The organism is Flavobacteriales bacterium, assembly GCA_016712535.1.
Classification (GTDB): Bacteria; Bacteroidota; Bacteroidia; order Flavobacteriales_F; family PHOS-HE28; genus PHOS-HE28.
Genome location: JADJQW010000005.1, coordinates 1 through 16,299, shown reverse-complemented (window position 1 = coordinate 16,299; position 16,299 = coordinate 1). Strand labels below are relative to the sequence as shown.

The following is a 16,299-nucleotide window of genomic DNA, read 5'->3' as shown; positions in this document are numbered from 1 at the left end:
GATAGGTTCTCGAATCAAACGGGCCAGCGCTGCTTGAAGGAAGTGCCATCGAGGCAGAACGTTCAATCCGGCGTGCGACCTTCGCCTCCATGGAACACTTGCCCTTCGTCCTCTCCGGTGGTGGTGCGCGCGGCTTCGCGCATCTGGGCGTGCTGGAGGTATGCATCGAGCACGGCATGGCACCCTCGGCCATCAGCGGCACCAGTGCCGGTGCGCTCACAGGCGCCTTCATCGCCGGAGGCATGGCACCATCCGATGTGCTCGCGCTGATCCATGCGCAGGTGCCCGAGATCTTCAACCGTTGGCGCATCCTGCGCGGCGACCGCCTCTCGCAGCAGCGCATGCGCGATTTCCTCGAATCGCATCTGCCCGCGAAATGCTTCGAGGAGTTGGGCATGCCCTTCTTCGTGAGCGCCACCGATTTCACCACCGGCCGCCAACGCATCTTCTCCTCAGGCGACCTCGTGCCCCCCTTGCTTGCCGCGAGCGCAGTGCCCGTGATCTTCCCGCCCGTCGAGATCGATGGCGTGCCCTTCGTGGATGGCGGCCTGAGCAACAACCTGCCCATCGAGCCATTCAATGAGCGACGTTCGGAGGTGATCGCCGTGTATGTGAATCCGCTTGTGCCGCTCAATGGGCACATCGGCTTCTGGGACACCTTCGACCGAACGATCCACCTGGGATTCCGCGAGATGGTGGCGCGCTCGGCGCAAGGATGCCGCTTGCTCATTGAGCCACCCGACCTGGCGGTGTTCAGCGCCTTCGACCTGCACGATGCCGACCTGATCCGCGCCATCGGCTATGCACATGCAAAGCAGCTGCCGACGGACTGAAATGATGGTACAACGCCTGCATGTGATGAGCGGCAAGGGCAGCTCATCCCCTAACCCGACCTTCGCGCTGCCATGAACAAGGCCATCAGCAACAAAGCGAAGGAGCTATTGGGATTCGGCATGCCCAAGCAAGCGGTATTCGACACCATCGTGATCGAGCATCCCGAGGCCAAGCCGAAGAAGGTGGCCGAGATGCTGCGCTACATGCCCACGCAATGGGCCAAGGAGCGCTACCGCACGACACCTGGCTTTGCTCGGGCTCATCGCTGCTTCGGCACTGCTGCGCATCCTCGGCCCCGTGCTGAAGGATGCGATCCGGCTGACATGCCAACGGCCTACCTCAGTCTGGTGCCCATCGCATCATTGCTGGTGGGTTGGAGCCTTTACCGCTGGCAGGGACAGGTGTTCGAATGGGTGGGCTGGGGAAATGTGTTCAGTGCAGTGGGACTGATAAGCGGTCTCGGTGCCTTGGCGAAGGGCCAGGGCGACCTCAAGTCAATCACGGCGGATGCGCTTTCCGCAGGCATCGGCGCACTGACCCTTTATCTCGCGCATAAGGTGTTCGCGAAGCCGAGGTTGGAGAAGGGACCCCTTGGGCGGGCCGGAACGATCCTCTTCCGGAGGAAGCCGGCCGGTAGCATCCAGTGCGCTTTCCAACCAATGCTCCGCGCGCTCTCCCTCGTGCTTCTCCTCGCATCGAACCTGTGCGTTGCGAAGGATGGCGTCTTCGAGATCCTGCACAATAAGAAAGTGCTGGGCACGATCGATGTGCTGCGCGTCGCCAAGGGCGATAGCATTACCTACTCGATGATATCGAGGTCTGATTTCACCATGCTGTGGAAGCGGCAGGTGCTCACCGTTGCGCGCACATTGCACATCGCGGGACAAGTGACCAATTGCCTGACAACCGTGCACGAGACCGGCACGCTGCGCGATAGCAGCGCGCTCCGTTGCGTCGGCGGCCGCGGGCTCTACGTGATTCATCCGGACAAGGTGTACGCTGCCGACCTGCCGAAGAATCCGTGGTCAACAGCGCGCTTGTATTACGATGAACCAGTTGGCCAGGAAAGCGTGGAGAGTGAATTGGCTGAGTGCGCGATCGAACGCATCGCGCCGGGCGAATACATCCTGAAGCTGCCCAACAAGGAGAAGAACCACTACATCTATCGCAACGGCATCCTGCAAGAGATCCGCGTTGATCGCGGCTGGCTCGGCTTGGTGTTCCGGAGGGTGAGTGAGTAGCTGCCCATACGGATCACTGCTCCTTCATCCATGTCGCGCCCATCACCGCGCACTGCTCATTGCGAACGGTGATCCGGTATTGTGCGTGCCGGCTATCTTGTGCTCATGCATCAAGCGGCAAGGTTCTTTCTGGCGCCCCCAGCTCGTTTCGTGCGGCAAGAACGTTCACCCGACGAGCGTCGGTTGCACAGGAGGAACGATCCGCCGGACTCATTTCCGAGGCCGACTTCAACGGTTTCGTGTCGCCTTGGTGGCGTTGGGTGGCTGTGCGAACGGCTTCGGCATCGCCGATGTGGAACGGATGATTCCGTACACCGCGAACACGCGACAGCCGATCGCTTCCATCTCGAAGACCTTCATCGGCCTTGCTATCATGAAAGCGCAGGAACTCGGGCGTTTGCGCCTCGATGATCCGATCGCCAAGCACCTGCCTTTCACGGTGGAGAACCCGTATCACCCGGGTGTGCCGATCACTGTGCGCCACCTCGTTACGCACACTTCCAGCATCAACGACGACCGGGAATACCTGTTCCGTGCGTGGATCCTCCGCGACACCACGGACCTTGCCCGGAACCTGGCCCTCGACATCGGTGCATGCCGCTTCAGCGCACCGCACACGGCCGTACCGATGGAGGAATTCCTGCGCCGCTACCTGGCGAAGGATGGCGCGTGGTACAGCGACAGTGCGTTCGCTGCGACCGTACCCGGGTCTCGGTTCGCTTACTCCAACATCGGCGCTACGCTGGCGGCCCTGGTGGTGGAGAAGGCGACGGGCCAGCCGTTCGATGCGTTCACGCAGCAGCACATCCTGGATCCACTGGGCATGCGCTCATCCACGTGGCATGGCGAACTGCTGCCGGACAACGCGCTATCCTGCTTGTACGCACGCGCACCGAACCGTTCCCCGCTACTTCGCGCCACCATCCCGATGGCGGCATGGGACCACCAGCAACGACCCCGCGCGCCACATGGCCGAGCCGGGGCGGGCCACCGGACGCGGAACGCTGTTGAGCAAGCGGGCGCCGAGTACTTCCGCGAGCAACTGGGGATTCCAACTGTGGACCGGGCAGCGGCCTGCTCACCGATGAGCATAACATCGGCATCACCACGGGCCAGTTCAGAGGGTATTTGGGCTACCGGCGGCGACCCGGGCTCTTCCCATGTCTTTCGTGAGCGAGACCGGCTTGGGCCGGACATGGTGGTGAACACGGACTTAGAGAGCTGGGAGCACCACAAGCCGTGTGGGACCTGGTCGCGGGGTGGAGGAGTGCGGCACGACGATCCGGCGAGAACGACCGCAGCGCACGCAACACAGAGAATGCATCAATCCTTCACCCGTCGCGCCCATCGCCACGCCTTGCTCATCGCGCACTGTAACACGGTACAACCCGGCCGGCAATGCTTCTGTGTTGATCACCGGGCGGGCATCGGTGGTGCGCTGTTGCAGCATCAAGCGGCCCGTGGCATCGAAGAGGGTGATGGTGTGGGCGCCGGGTGGAAGCTCGAGGGTGAAGTGGGTGTTGCCGGGGTTGGGGGAAAGGCGGATGGCCTGTTGCGTTCGTTCCTCAACCCCGACCATGCTGTGGCATCCATAGAGCCAATCCGGACTGGTCCAGCTGATTTCATCATCATGGTAGCAATGAAGGCCTAACTGTGTCACTGGCGAATCGACGCACGGCGGAAAGATGTTCATCTCCCATTCCCCCGAGCCGTTCAGTGATGCGGCTATACAATGCGTCCGACTCTCCGGCCTGCCTGATGTCCAGGTAGCGCAGTGATACCCCAGCTATGAGGACCCTGCCTGTGTCGACCACTTCGATCCACTCATGCGGCGGACATATTCCAACGAAGTTCGGGGGAGCCACCTGTCGCCCGGTATCGCGCCGAAGTTGTAGAGTGTATCCCAGACCATCAGGTCCGGTTCCCACCACCACACCATATCAGTGTCTCGCCGTGTGGTGATGTAGTACTGCGGCGGGTCGACCATCACCGTGCCGATATCCACATAATAGAAATTCGATGACGAGTATATCTTCTGGCCGAGCTCGCCGCCCAGCAAGGTGTCACCGGCATATAGAAGATCGTAGTAGCCTTCGCCCCATGAGGCTTGCATGTAATAGGTCCAGGTAGCACCGGGCGGGCACCAATTCTGAGCATGAGATAGCCCTGTTAGCATTAATACCGGAAGGATGCTTGTCGCGCGCTTCATGCGCACAATATCACTGCTCCATTTCATGGTTCGGCGTGTGATCGAAGGAACGGCGATCCTCCGGTACCTTCGCGGACGACCGCGCACTAGTTGCGGCAATTGCTGATGTCATTCGTCCAAGCCGCCCCCTACGTCCCCAAGAACAAGATCCGTGTCGTAACGGCCGCCAGTTTGTTCGACGGCCACGATGCCGCCATCAACATCATGCGGCGCATCATCCAGAGCACCGGCGCCGAGGTGATCCACCTGGGGCACGACCGCAGCGTGGAGGATGTGGTGAACACCGCCATCCAGGAGGACGCGCACGCCATCGCCATGACCAGCTACCAGGGCGGGCACAACGAGTACTTCAAGTACATGTACGACCTGCTGAAGGAGAAGGGCGCGGGTCACATCAAGATCTTCGGCGGCGGCGGTGGCACCATCCTGCCCAGCGAGATCGAGGAGCTGCATGCGTACGGCATCACGCGGCTGTACCACCCGGATGATGGTCGTGCGATGGGCCTACAGGGCATGATCAACGACATGTTGGAGAAGGCCGACTTCGACCTGAGCGACAAGGTGAACGGCGAATCATCAGCGTTGACCCGAGCAAGCGCAAGACCGGCGGCGCGCTGCTGGGCGACCGCATCCGCATGAACAGCATCCGCGGCGAGCGCGGTTACATGCGCAGCCTCGCCACGCGCCAGAGCAACCTCGCCCTGAGCAAGCACGTGAAGGAGGCCGTGGAGCGTCCTGAAGGCCGCGGGCTTCGACCCTGATCATCCTGGAGACCAGCGGCATCGGGCAAAGCGATACCGAGATCCTGGACCACAGCGACGTTTCGCTCTACATCATGACGCCGGAGTTCGGCGCGGCCACGCAGTTGGAGAAGATCGACATGCTCGACTTCGCCGACGTGGTGGCCATCAACAAGTTCGACAAGCGCGGCGCCCTCGATGCCCTGCGCGATGTGAAGAAGCAGTACAAGCGCAACCACCAGTTGTGGGATGCGGATGATGACAAGCTGCCCGTTGTTGGAACGATCGCCAGCCAGTTCAACGATCCCGGCACCAACTCGCTGTACGCGCGGCTGATGAAGAAGATCGCCGAGAAGACCGGCGTCGACTTCAAGAGCACCTTCCACGCGCACGACGAGATGAGCGAGAAGGTGTGGATCATCCCGCCCGCGAAGAGCCGCTACCTGAGCGAGATCAGCGAGAACAACCGCCGCTACGACGCCCACGTGCGCAAGCAGGCGGAGATCGCGGATAAGCTTTACGGGCTCTATTCAGCTGTCATCACCTTCGGTGGTCCTGACTTGCTGTTGGCAGGTTCGCAGGTTGACAAGTTGCAGGTTGACCAACCTGCCAACTTGAAACCTGGCAACCTGCCAACCGATGACGAGATCGTCTCCTTGACGCGGAAGTTCGAGGAGCTGAAGAAAGACCTGGATCCCCACCTCTGGTCCATGCTCCAGAACTGGAAGAGCGAGGAGGAGAAGTACAGCGGCGAGTTCTACACCTACCAGGTACGCGGCAAGGAGATCAAGGTGCCCAACCACACCGAGAGCCTCAGTCACCTGAAGATCCCGAAGGTGGCGCTGCCGAAGTTCAAGAGCTGGGGCGACAAGGTGCGCTGGGCCATGCAGGAGAACACGCCCGGCTTCTTCCCCTACACCGCGGGCATCTACCCCTTCAAGCGCCAGGGCGAGGACCCCGCGCGGATGTTCGCCGGCGAGGGTGGTCCGGAGCGGACGAACAAGCGCTTCCACTACGTGAGCCAGGGCATGCCGGCCAAGCGCCTCAGCACCGCCTTCGACAGCGTCACGCTCTACGGCCACGACCCCGGTCGCCGTCCGGACATCTACGGCAAGGTGGGCAACAGCGGCGTGAGCATCTGCTGCCTCGACGATGCCAAGAAGCTCTACAGCGGCTTCGACCTGTCAGCGCCCACAACCAGCGTCAGCATGACCATCAACGGTCCCGCGCCCATGCTGCTCGGCTTCTTCATGAACGCGGCGATCGATCAGAACTGCGAAAAATACATTCGTTCCAACGGGCTTGAATCACTCGTTGAGGAGAAGATCAATGAGCGTTGGGGAGCTACTGGCTCCTTGCCACTGGCTTCTGGCCACTCAGCTCAGGCCAGTAGCCAGCAGCCAGGCAGCGCGTCGCCAATATCATGGTGAGATCCCAACTGGCAACGACGGCCTCGGTTTGCTGTTGCTCGGAATAACCGGTGACCAGGTATTACCTCCGGAAGTCTACGCCAAGATCAAAGCCGACACCCTCGCCCAGGTCCGCGGCACCGTGCAGGCCGACATCCTCAAGGAAGACCAGGCGCAGAACACCTGCATCTTCAGCACCGAGTTCGCGCTGCGTTTGATGGGCGACGTGCAGCAGTACTTCATCGACAAGAAGGTCCGCAACTTCTACAGCGTCAGCATCAGCGGCTACCACATCGCGGAGGCCGGCGCCAACCCCATCTCGCAACTCGCCTTCACGCTGGCCAACGGCTTCACCTACGTGGAGTACTACCTCAGCCGGGGCATGGACATCAACGCTTTCGCGCCCAACCTCAGCTTCTTCTTCAGCAACGGCATGGACCCCGAGTATACCGTGATGGGCCGCGTGGCGCGCCGCCTCTGGGCCAAGGCGCTCAAGCACCGCTACGGCGCCGACGAGCGCAGCCAGATGCTCAAGTACCACATCCAGACCAGCGGCCGCAGCCTCCACGCACAGGAGATGCGACTTCCAACGACATCCGCACCACGTTGCAGGCGCTGTACGCCATCTACGACAACTGCAATAGCCTGCACACTAACGCCTACGACGAGGCCATCACCACGCCCACGGAAGAAAGCGTGCGCCGCGCCATGGCCATCCAGCTCATCATCAACAAGGAGCTCGGCCTGGCCAAGAACGAGAACCCGTTGCAAGGCTCCTTCATCATCGAGGAGCTCACCGACCTGGTGGAAGAGGCCGTGCTCACCGAGTTCGACCGGATCGGAACGTGGTGGTGTCTTGGGCGCCATGGAAACGATGTACCAACGGAGCCGGATACAAGAAGAGAGCTTGTACTACGAGACCTTGAAGCACACGGGAGAGTTCCCCATCATTGGTGTGAACACGTTCCTGTCGAGCAAAGGGTCTCCAACTGTCCTTCCGAAAGAGGTGATCAGAGCCACAGAAGTAGAGAAGGAGGCACAGATCAAAACGGTCGAAAACGTTCAGAGGGCTTATGAGACTGAAGGGAAAGCTGCATTGCAAACTGCAAGAGGCAGCTATCAAGAATGAGAACATGTTCGCTGTCTTGATGGAAGCGACCAAATACTGTAGCCTTGGTCAGTTGACATCAGCTATGTTTGAGGTTGGAGGTCAGTACAGGAGGAATATGTAAGGCAAGTCCAACGTCAAGCACGAAGCACTCATCCGACTAACGGCAATGAACTGGATCACGGAAAATCCGTTCAACATCCTCGGAGTTCTCGCGGGTGTTTCCGAAAAGGATCTTGCAAAGCGGAAGGCACAGATCAATGCCTATCTCAGCGTAGGAAAGGAGGTGAGTTTCCCCGAGGATATACCCGCATCGATCGCGGGGATGGAGCGAACACCGGAAGCGGTATCGCTCGCGTTCTCGGCACTTGATCAGTATGGTAATCGTGCACTCCATGGATTGTTCTGGTTCTGCGAAGGTGGTCGGGTGGATGGACCTGCCTTGGCCCATCTTCGAACAGGGGATGTGGAGAAGGCGAAGGACATTTGGGGTCGTGTGGTCTACGCGGGGCCGTTGACGAGCCAGACACTTTCGAGTGCGACCAATTATGGAGCACTCTGTTTTCTGGAGGCGGGAATGTTAAATCGACCGGCCTCTTCACTGTATCTCGAGGGGCTGAGTGTCTACTTGAAAGCCTTTACGCATGAGGATTTTACAGCTCATATAGCTCGTATTGGGGATGAGACCGTGGCCAAGAATATACCCGTCCTTCTCCGTAAATGGGTGGAGCACTTCAGGAAAGGAGTGAGTGCTTCCATGAAGGTGGATGAGAGTTTCCTGACCAAAGTTGGAACCGTGATCAAGTCGCTTCCCGGTGGTATCGGCGACGTATTCACAGCGGCGTTCGCGGGACAACATGCTGCAGAGGTGGAAAAATTGGTTGCGACCTGTGTGGCAAAGAGACAGACTGCACCCGCAAAGGCATTGGAACCGGGTACCGTCCTAATTGGACATGCCTTGACCAATCTTCGGTCCTTGAAGGCCTAGCGGTGTTGGTAACATTGAATACCAGCACGCGTCGGACCTAGTTGCCGAAGAACTGCTGCAATGTGCCATCGACCACTACAATCAAAACAACGAGGATGGTGTCGTCGATTGGCCGAGGCTCATGACCTTGATGGATGGGGCTGTGACACATGCCCAAGGTCATCGATTGAAGGCACGGGTAAAGGAGAATAAGGACACCCTTGATGAGAACTATAAGAACAGGGATGAGCGCAAGCGGATGCAAAAGGCCAAGCCTTTATTGGATCAAATTCAGCGTGCCCTTCAACATGCAGATCAGTCGAGTACATCGGCCGGGATGCTCGGCGGATACCCGTACAACTACAGACGCTGCCCGTACTTGTCGGCTTGGATGATACTGCCATGGCCAAGGCGGAAACCTTGTTGACCAGATGTGAACCGCTCCTGTTACGCCTTGGTGTGGAGCTGGGTAGTAACGACGACCTTTACCTTAATGTGAGTTCCGCTGTGGCGAACAAGGCATTGCAATTGACCATTACGGCGGTGAATGAGAATACTCCAAGGGCTCAATTCCACATCGGCCAAATGCCAGCATTCGTTAATCGGGCCATGGAGGTTATGGGCAGGGTTAAAGCGCTTGACATGGTCGCCGAACTACGCAGGAATGTTGAGGCCAACGCGAAGACATTGGGCAGCATTGCAGGTAAGATTAGATCTGCTCAACGCTCCAATAATTCGGGCTGCATGGTCACCTTTGTTGCCATTGGCGTCATTCTAACGCTTGCAACCATTTTGCTCCATTGAAAATGAACCTCATGAAAGGTGCGCTGCTCAGAACTGGTGCGATGCTGTTCAATGCCACGATTTTGTTGGCACCATGCGGTACTGTGCGTCGGCACCGGAAATAGGGGGCAGGACCTCGATGATGTTGGCGAGCAGACGAGGACTGTTGACGATTCGGTGCTCCAATCAATAGCCAGCCGTGTTTCGGCGTTGGAGGGTGAACTGAAAGCGACCAAAGGAAACTTGGTACATCTGCAAGGCAAGGTTTCGGGTTTGGAGGCGAAGAACGCCGTCTATGAAGGATGGGTTACCAACTTGGACGTCCGTTTCTGCTGTCCAGGCCGACGCCTCGCGCTTGCAAGTGGAAGCCAAGGGATAAGAAACGAGCTGGGGCATTCGAGTCAGGAGTTGCAGGGGCCGTATTGCTACCGTCACCCGCCGCGATCTGGACGCAACTGGCTCTTTACCATACTAATGGGTGGCCTGTTGGCTGGCTTGTTGATGCCGGGTTCTTTGGGCTGCGGCGCTTCTTCGGCAAGCGCGTAGGTGCAGTGGGCGCAGAGTTGGAGAGGATCGATGCTGACGTCCAGGCCAAACTCGTGAAGGTGGATGCCGAGTTGATGCAGCTTGGAAAAACTGCTACAGGCCAAGCCTGTGTTAGTCAGTCTAAAGCCGTTTCAGAAGTCGACCACAGTCTTGCGCTGAAAGTGGCTGACGAGGTCACGCGCATCGAACAGAACCTGGCACAAATGGATGCATCCGTGAAGGGGCACAAGCAACTGACCGCTGCGGTCAAACGCATGCATGAAAACTTACAGGCGTCTGGCTACCAATTGCCGGAACTCCTCGGCAAAGCCTTCGATGAGGGAATGAAGGTTACCCGCGGCATTTGTTCTGACGAGAACCCGAAAGGATGAACGCATCATTACCCGAGTGTTCAAGCCCGCAGTGTTGCACGAGGAAAAATGATAAACTGGGTGATATACAGGTTTCACAAGGATAAGCACATGGGACGCAATCGCATTGATTACGGTATCGACCTTGGTACCCACGAACTCAGCCATCGCTAGGATGGAGAATGGGCAACCGGTCATTCGGAAGTCCGACCTTCAACATGACACCATACCATCCTGTGTCGGATGGAATCGTAAGGGTGTGTTGATGGTAGGTGATACATCGCTGAATCAGCTTCAAAGCGACAGGTTGCGCTCGCTTTCGAATTGGAAGATAGAGAACAACATTTTCATCGAGTTCAAGCGGACCATGGGTGCTGACAAAGGGTACAAACCGGCGTCGGTGGAGAAGGAATTCAGTTCCGAAGAACTCTCTGCCGAGGTTCTAAAGAAGCTGAAGAGCTTCGTGCAGGACGAGAATGTGCATGCTGCAGTGATCACCGTCCCAGCCAAGTTCGGGGCGAACCAGTTGGATGCCACGGGTAGAGCGGCCAGACTGGCGGGTTTCGATCAGTATGAATTGCTGCAAGAACCCCTTGCCGCCTGCATGGCCTATGGCTTAGGCAATACAGAAAAGAATGGTCGATGGGTGGTCTTTGACTTCGGGGGCGGCACCTTTGACACCGCATTAGTGAAGGCAACGGACGGGCTCCTTAAAGTGCTCGATACTGAGGGGGACAATTACCTCGGTGGTAAGAACCTGGATTACGCCATCGTGGATGAGGTGATCATTCCCTACCTGCGGGAGACCTATTCCTTGGATGATGTGCTTGAAGATCCCGACAAATTGGGGCTGCTTCGCGATGCCATGAAGCGTTATGCAGAGATCGCCAAGATCCAATTGTCCTTCAAGCCAGAACATCGTTTGCTATCCGAGCTAGGCGAAATCCCATTGAAGGATGCTGAGGGCAACGATGTGGAACTTGATCTTGTGCTTACCAGGGACCGGCTCAGCGAAGTGATTGGACCGGTTTACCAGCGAGCCATAGACATGACCAAGGCTCTATTAGCTCGTAACCATGTGGAGCATTCAGCATTGAGCGCTGTTATCCTGGTGGGCGGTCCGACTTATTCGCCCATTCTTCGCGATATGATGACGCAGATGTGAGCCCCGATACGCGGATGGACCCGATGACGGCTGTTGCGGAAGGTGCTGCGCTATACGCGTGTACCATCAAGGTGAGCGAAGAGGTGGCCGGTGCCACGCGCGATGTTAATAGATCCACTTGACCTGAACTACGAATCCACCTCGGTCCAGACAATGGAGGTTCGTTTCCGTGAAGTTGGTTGGAAGCAACAGGATCTCTGGTCTCGTGCTTGAATTCGAGCGAAGTGATGGCACTTGGGCAAGTGGTCGTCGTCCGGTCGATTCTAAGGGGGACGTGGTAGAGGTGGAACTGAGCGGAAGGCACGGTCAATAGTTTCCTAGTGCGTGTCTATGATCCACAGGGAACCGGATTGAATGCGAACCGGAGGTCTTCAACATCATCCAGGGTACACAGGTATCTGCAGCGCCCCTGCCCAATAGCATCGGGATCGAGATCCTCCGTTCTCAGGATAAGAAGCGGATCTTTGATGCTGTCAAGGGGCTGGAGAAGAATGCGTCACTCCCTGCCACGGGTGTCCGCAATGGGCTGCGCACCTCTGGTGAACTGCGACCGGGAAATGCCAAGGATGTGGTTCGCATACCCATCTACGAAGGAGGAACGGATGCTCATGGCTCACTAGCCATACTGAACGAGCACATTTACGACGCCGTTATTACCGGCGCTGATGTTCCGGCACTGGTGCTAAGCCGGTAGCCAGGTGGATCTCACTATCGTGACCGATCGCGGTGTGGCGCGGCCGGTGAGGATGAAGGTCTTCTTTCCACACCTCGATGAGGAGATCGACCTTGAGATCCCGAGCAACTCAGTCCAGGGGAGAGGTGGATGCGGACAGATTGGATCGCGAGCTGGACAATTGCGCGAGCGAGATCGATGAGTTGGCGGAAGTTGAGGTGTGGAGGAGTCCGACGTAGTGACGGCGCGGACTGAGTTGGATCGCCTGCGGGATCGTTTCGAACAGAATCGGAAGGACTACGATGCCAAGAAGGAGGTGTTGGAGCAGCTTAAGACATTAATGCGCAGGCTGGATCACTTGCGAACAGAAAGTTCGTGGCCTGCATTGCAGGCCGAGATGCGGGAGCTCTACGAGAAGTTGGTGAAGGCGAACGCAGAACTTGGGAACCAGCAAACAACTATTATGGTGCAGCACCTTAAGGGTCGGATGGACCAAGTCTTCGCTGAAAAGAATGTGCGGGTTGCGAATGGGGTTAAGGAAGAGATGGATCATCTGTTCTTCAAACTGACTGAGGTGTATCAATTGGTGGGAATTATCCGATACTACTCGGAGAGCTTCAGGTCGATGCATTGGAAAGATGCTGCAAAGGCAGCGAACGTACTTGAGCGCGGCAGAGCCATGGTGGCATCCAATCCCACAGTTGAAACCCTTTCACCCATTTGTCGTGAGCTCTGGGCATTGACCCCGGATGATGAGCGGCCAACCAATACCGGCGGATTACTTACCGACTAAGCCATGTATCAACGCGGCGAACGGATATCCCCGGACCTTACTGTCCAGTTCCACATTAAGAGCGGCGCGAACGCCGATACCTATCGGGTCCGGAATGAAGAGGGTTCCCTCTTCTTCATGAAGGTCTTCCATCGCGACAGGATGGAAGCCGATGAATTCACTGAAAACGGGCTGATCCGTGAAGTGGAAATGTTGCGTGCATTGAAGCACCAGACGATAACCGCGTTTGTCGATGCCGGTCAACTTGATACGGGCAACGGGGCCAAGGATTTCCTATTGACAACCTTCATTAGCGGGGAGGCCGTGCAGGATCGGTTGAGGCGGGAACTTACCATCGCTCCTATGGATGCTCGTCGCTTTGTCTTGCGGCTCCTTGAAGGTCTGGATTATTTGCATGGAGCAAAGGGAGCCATCAGTCACAATGAAGTGACCAATCAGAATGTGATGCTGGATCTATCTGGGTCCTTACCGGAGTCCGTACTCATTGACTTTGGTCATGCACGGTACAAAGCAGAAGGACCTTGGCGGCCGAAACAAGGACACGATCCTTACTACCTCGCTCCTGAGTGCTTTGACGGCGAGAGCGGTCCATCGGCTGATGTGTTCGCGGCTGGAGTGCTGTATTATCATATGCTCTTCGGTATTCCTCCTTGGTACCTGAACATCTCCCAATACCAAGCGCAGCGTAGTGATATCCACTCAGCACTTGCAAGGAAAGGAAGAACAAGCTGAAGTACCCCCAGTGGCAATCTGGACTGACCATTGATGAGAACGACTTGAAAGCTCTACAAATGGCTTTGAGCTTGTCGCCTACCGTGAGATACGGAACCGCAGGTGAGTTCTTTGCTGCGATGAAGAAGAAGGGGCTGGAGCGCGATCATGGACAAGGCAATGTTGATCAGGGTAGCGCAGGGTCCAATGTGCCAAAGCGAACCGTGCGTAAACTAAAGCGTGGCTTTGATGCTGTTGCCGGGATGGAGAGATGAAGCAGCTCCTGCTGCGAGACGTAATCGAAGCGTTGAAGGAGCGTGACGGATATGAGGCCTATGGCATCCCGATCCGAACGGGCTTTGCTTTACGGACCACCAGGGTGTGGGAAGACGTTCATTGCTGAGAAATTCGCTGAAGAAGCTGGACTCAATTTCAGGTATGTCAAACCATCTGACCTGGCGAGCATTTATGTCCATGGAACGCAAGAGAAGATCGGAGAGCTGTTCAAGGATGCAAGGGAAACGCACCGACCGTGTTGTTCTTCGATGAACTGGATGCCATGATGCCCAACCGGGACAATAATCTTGGACACAGTTATGCGTCCGAAGTGAACGAGTTTCTGGTTCAGATGGGTAATTGCAGCAAGGATGGTGTATTCATGATCGCCGCAACGAACCGCCCCGACCTTATTGATCCAGCCGTGTTGCGGGCAGGTCGAATGGACAAAGTGATCTTTCTTCCGCCGCCGGATATGGAAGCGCGTAAAGCGATGTTCCAACTACATCTTGAGGAAAGACCACTGGCAGCTGACATTGACTACATAGCACTGGCAGCTGAGACAGAAGGTCGTGTTGCAAGTGACTTGGAATTCCTTGTAAATGAAGCAGCGCGGATTGCATACACCGAGCAAGCACCTATTGGCCAATCCCACCTACTACGGGCGATAAGACAGAACAGGCCTTCGGTCTCTGCTGCTGAGTTGGAGAAGTATGTCGAGATGAAGAAGCGTTTAGAAAGCGGAGGCGCCGAGGGTACGCGCAGACCGATCGGTTTTGCTGCCAAAACCAAGACCCAACACGATGGATAAGCAAGACTTCGAGCTATTGATGCTCAAGACCGTGTTCGCTTGCATGGCCTCCGACCAGGCCATCGATACAGCGGAAATGTCCCATATCCAAGAGATGAGTTCGGAGATGAGACTATTCGGTGATTTGGACCTGAAGCAGGAGTTGAAACGATTGGAGGGTGAATTGAACGCCCAAGGCTATGGGTTCTTCCGCCACTACTTTGCGGAACTAGCCACCGCCAGATTAGACAAGGATCCAAGAGTTGTCTATTCTGCGTGCTGCGATCGAAATGGTGGAGGCGAATGCGGCGGTCGAATATGCCGAGATCAAATTCGTCAAGCTCATCCGATCGGAACTGGCGCTGAGCGACGAAGAGATCCTCCTTGTGCATCCCAACTTTGAGGAGTACCTTAAACAGGACATCGTTTCCAGTGTATACAAGGATCGCCTGATCTCTCAGTTCTTCATTGACGAAAATTTTCCGGTGCTCATGGTCCCTGACCTAGGGGATGGTGAAGGGACGTCGTGATGGTCTTTTAGGTTCTGTCAAATCTGTTCGTTGGAACGGATCATCGGCCATGCGTCAGCGCGTGAGGGACATGAGCGGAACGCCCGCAAGCCGGTAATCCGGCGCGGACTTGAAGCGGTTGGCCCGACCCGGCTGCATTTGAGCCGGGGCACGCCCAAACCATCTTCATCGAGCAGAAGGTCCGCAACTTCTACAGCGTCAGCATCAGCGGCTACCACCCTTCGGCTGCGCTCAGGGCGGGCGCTGCGGAGGCCGGCGCCAACCCCATCTCGCAGCTCGCGTTCACCCTGGCCAACGGCTTCACCTAAGTGGTGCTACCTCAGCCGGGGCATGGACATCAACGCCTTCGCGCCCAACCTGAGCTTCTTCTTCAGCACCGGCATGGACCCCGAGTACGCCGTGATGGGCCGCGTGGCGCGCCGCCTCTGGGCCAAGGCGCTCAAGCACCGCTACGGCGCCGACGAGCGCAGCCAGATGCCAGGGTGCCTCTGTGGGCCTCGAACGGCGAGCACGAGCGATGATCCTTGTGCCAGACAAGGCGCGACGAGGGAGGCTACCGTAACCGGTAGCTGACCGAGGATGCAACGCGGTATGGCGCAAGGAGCGCGCTCGCCCGAAGGGCCGCCAAAGGCGGTGATGCCGGAACGAGGCCCGCAGTGGCACCCACGGTACCACATCCAGACCAGCGGCCGCAGCCTCCACGCGCAGGAGATCGACTTCAACGACATCCGCACCACGTTGCAGGCGCTCTACGCCATCTACGACAACTGCAACAGCCTGCACACCAACGCCTACGACGAGGCCATCACCACGCCCACGGAGGAGAGCGTGCGCCGCGCCATGGCCATCCAGCTCATCATCAACCGCGAGCTCGGCCTGGCCAAGAACGAGAATCCGCTGCAGGGCAGCTTCATCATCGAAGAGCTCACCGACCTGGGGAGGAGGCCGTGCTCAGCGAATTCGACCGCATCACCGAGCTCGGCGGCGTGTTCGGCGCCATGGAGACCATGTACCAGCGCAGCCGCATCCAGGAGGAAAGCCTCTACTACGAGACGCTGAAGCACACCGGCGAATACCCGATCATCGGCGTCAACACCTTCCTCAGTAGCAAGGGCTCACCCACCATCCTGCCGAAGGAGGTGATCCGCGCCACCGAGGAAGAGAAGGAGGCGCA

Annotated in this window: 13 protein-coding genes and 3 pseudogenes; 15 read left to right on the top strand and 1 reads right to left on the bottom strand. The window is 57.5% G+C overall.

From position 1 onward, the window contains the following. The first annotated feature begins 89 nt into the window (after positions 1-89). From IPK70_17290 to IPK70_17280, 3 genes are all read left to right on the top strand, one after another. Entirely contained in the window at positions 90-833 is a 744-nt protein-coding gene (locus IPK70_17290; protein ID MBK8228917.1) for a patatin-like phospholipase family protein, read from the top strand. 72 nt (positions 834-905) lie between these two features. Continuing rightward, positions 906-2,075 (top strand): hypothetical protein, encoded by a 1,170-nt coding sequence (locus IPK70_17285; protein MBK8228916.1) that lies wholly within the window; start codon positions 906-908, stop codon positions 2,073-2,075. A gap of 250 nt (positions 2,076-2,325) precedes the next feature. Then, positions 2,326-3,726, top strand: coding sequence for a beta-lactamase family protein (locus tag IPK70_17280; GenBank protein MBK8228915.1), 1,401 nt, complete (start codon positions 2,326-2,328; stop codon positions 3,724-3,726). 135 nt (positions 3,727-3,861) lie between these two features. Here the strand turns inward: IPK70_17280 and IPK70_17275 are convergent, their stop codons facing one another. Continuing rightward, entirely contained in the window at positions 3,862-4,251 is a 390-nt protein-coding gene (locus tag IPK70_17275; protein MBK8228914.1) for a hypothetical protein, read from the bottom strand. 138 nt (positions 4,252-4,389) lie between these two features. Between IPK70_17275 and IPK70_17270 the strand changes: the two are divergent. From IPK70_17270 to IPK70_17215, 12 genes and pseudogenes are all read left to right on the top strand, one after another. Continuing rightward, positions 4,390-7,665 (top strand): annotated as a pseudogene (locus IPK70_17270) (methylmalonyl-CoA mutase family protein). 45 nt (positions 7,666-7,710) lie between these two features. After that, positions 7,711-8,529, top strand: a complete 819-nt coding sequence (locus IPK70_17265) for a hypothetical protein (protein ID MBK8228913.1) — start codon at positions 7,711-7,713, stop codon at positions 8,527-8,529. 366 nt (positions 8,530-8,895) lie between these two features. Then, entirely contained in the window at positions 8,896-9,312 is a 417-nt protein-coding gene (locus IPK70_17260; GenBank protein MBK8228912.1) for a hypothetical protein, read from the top strand. Between the two features lie 281 nt (positions 9,313-9,593). Beyond that, entirely contained in the window at positions 9,594-10,208 is a 615-nt protein-coding gene (locus IPK70_17255) for a hypothetical protein (protein ID MBK8228911.1), read from the top strand. A 154-nt stretch (positions 10,209-10,362) separates the two neighbouring features. Further along, a complete protein-coding gene (locus tag IPK70_17250) occupies positions 10,363-11,352 on the top strand; it encodes an Hsp70 family protein (GenBank protein ID MBK8228910.1) in 990 nt (329 codons plus the stop codon). An 893-nt stretch (positions 11,353-12,245) separates the two neighbouring features. After that, the gene (locus tag IPK70_17245) at positions 12,246-12,818 is read left to right on the top strand and encodes a hypothetical protein (GenBank protein ID MBK8228909.1); all 573 of its coding nucleotides are present in this window, start codon (positions 12,246-12,248) and stop codon (positions 12,816-12,818) included. Between the two features lie 3 nt (positions 12,819-12,821). Next, entirely contained in the window at positions 12,822-13,550 is a 729-nt protein-coding gene (locus IPK70_17240) for a protein kinase (protein ID MBK8228908.1), read from the top strand. Between the two features lie 314 nt (positions 13,551-13,864). Next, positions 13,865-14,092, top strand: a complete 228-nt coding sequence (locus tag IPK70_17235; GenBank protein MBK8228907.1) for an AAA family ATPase — start codon at positions 13,865-13,867, stop codon at positions 14,090-14,092. Then, the gene (locus IPK70_17230) at positions 14,062-14,616 is read left to right on the top strand and encodes an ATP-binding protein (GenBank protein ID MBK8228906.1); all 555 of its coding nucleotides are present in this window, start codon (positions 14,062-14,064) and stop codon (positions 14,614-14,616) included. The genes IPK70_17235 and IPK70_17230 overlap by 31 nt, the downstream gene beginning before the upstream one ends. 242 nt (positions 14,617-14,858) lie before the next feature. After that, a complete protein-coding gene (locus IPK70_17225) occupies positions 14,859-15,125 on the top strand; it encodes a hypothetical protein (GenBank protein MBK8228905.1) in 267 nt (88 codons plus the stop codon). A gap of 164 nt (positions 15,126-15,289) precedes the next feature. Then, positions 15,290-15,602, top strand: a pseudogene (locus tag IPK70_17220) (methylmalonyl-CoA mutase). 189 nt (positions 15,603-15,791) lie between these two features. After that, positions 15,792-16,299, top strand: a pseudogene (locus IPK70_17215) (methylmalonyl-CoA mutase).

Bases quoted from the DNA above. Each gene is read 5' to 3' on its own strand.
- IPK70_17290 (MBK8228917.1), top strand. From the start codon at position 90: ATGGAACACTTGCCCTTCGTCCTCTCCGGTGGTGGTGCGCGCGGCTTC.
- IPK70_17285 (MBK8228916.1), top strand. From the start codon at position 906: ATGAACAAGGCCATCAGCAACAAAGCGAAGGAGCTATTGGGATTCGGC.
- IPK70_17275 (MBK8228914.1), bottom strand. From the start codon at position 4,251: ATGCTAACAGGGCTATCTCATGCTCAGAATTGGTGCCCGCCCGGTGCT.
- IPK70_17265 (MBK8228913.1), top strand. From the start codon at position 7,711: ATGAACTGGATCACGGAAAATCCGTTCAACATCCTCGGAGTTCTCGCG.
- IPK70_17255 (MBK8228911.1), top strand. From the start codon at position 9,594: ATGGGTTACCAACTTGGACGTCCGTTTCTGCTGTCCAGGCCGACGCCT.
- IPK70_17250 (MBK8228910.1), top strand. From the start codon at position 10,363: ATGGAGAATGGGCAACCGGTCATTCGGAAGTCCGACCTTCAACATGAC.
- IPK70_17240 (MBK8228908.1), top strand. From the start codon at position 12,822: ATGTATCAACGCGGCGAACGGATATCCCCGGACCTTACTGTCCAGTTC.
- IPK70_17235 (MBK8228907.1), top strand. From the start codon at position 13,865: ATGGCATCCCGATCCGAACGGGCTTTGCTTTACGGACCACCAGGGTGT.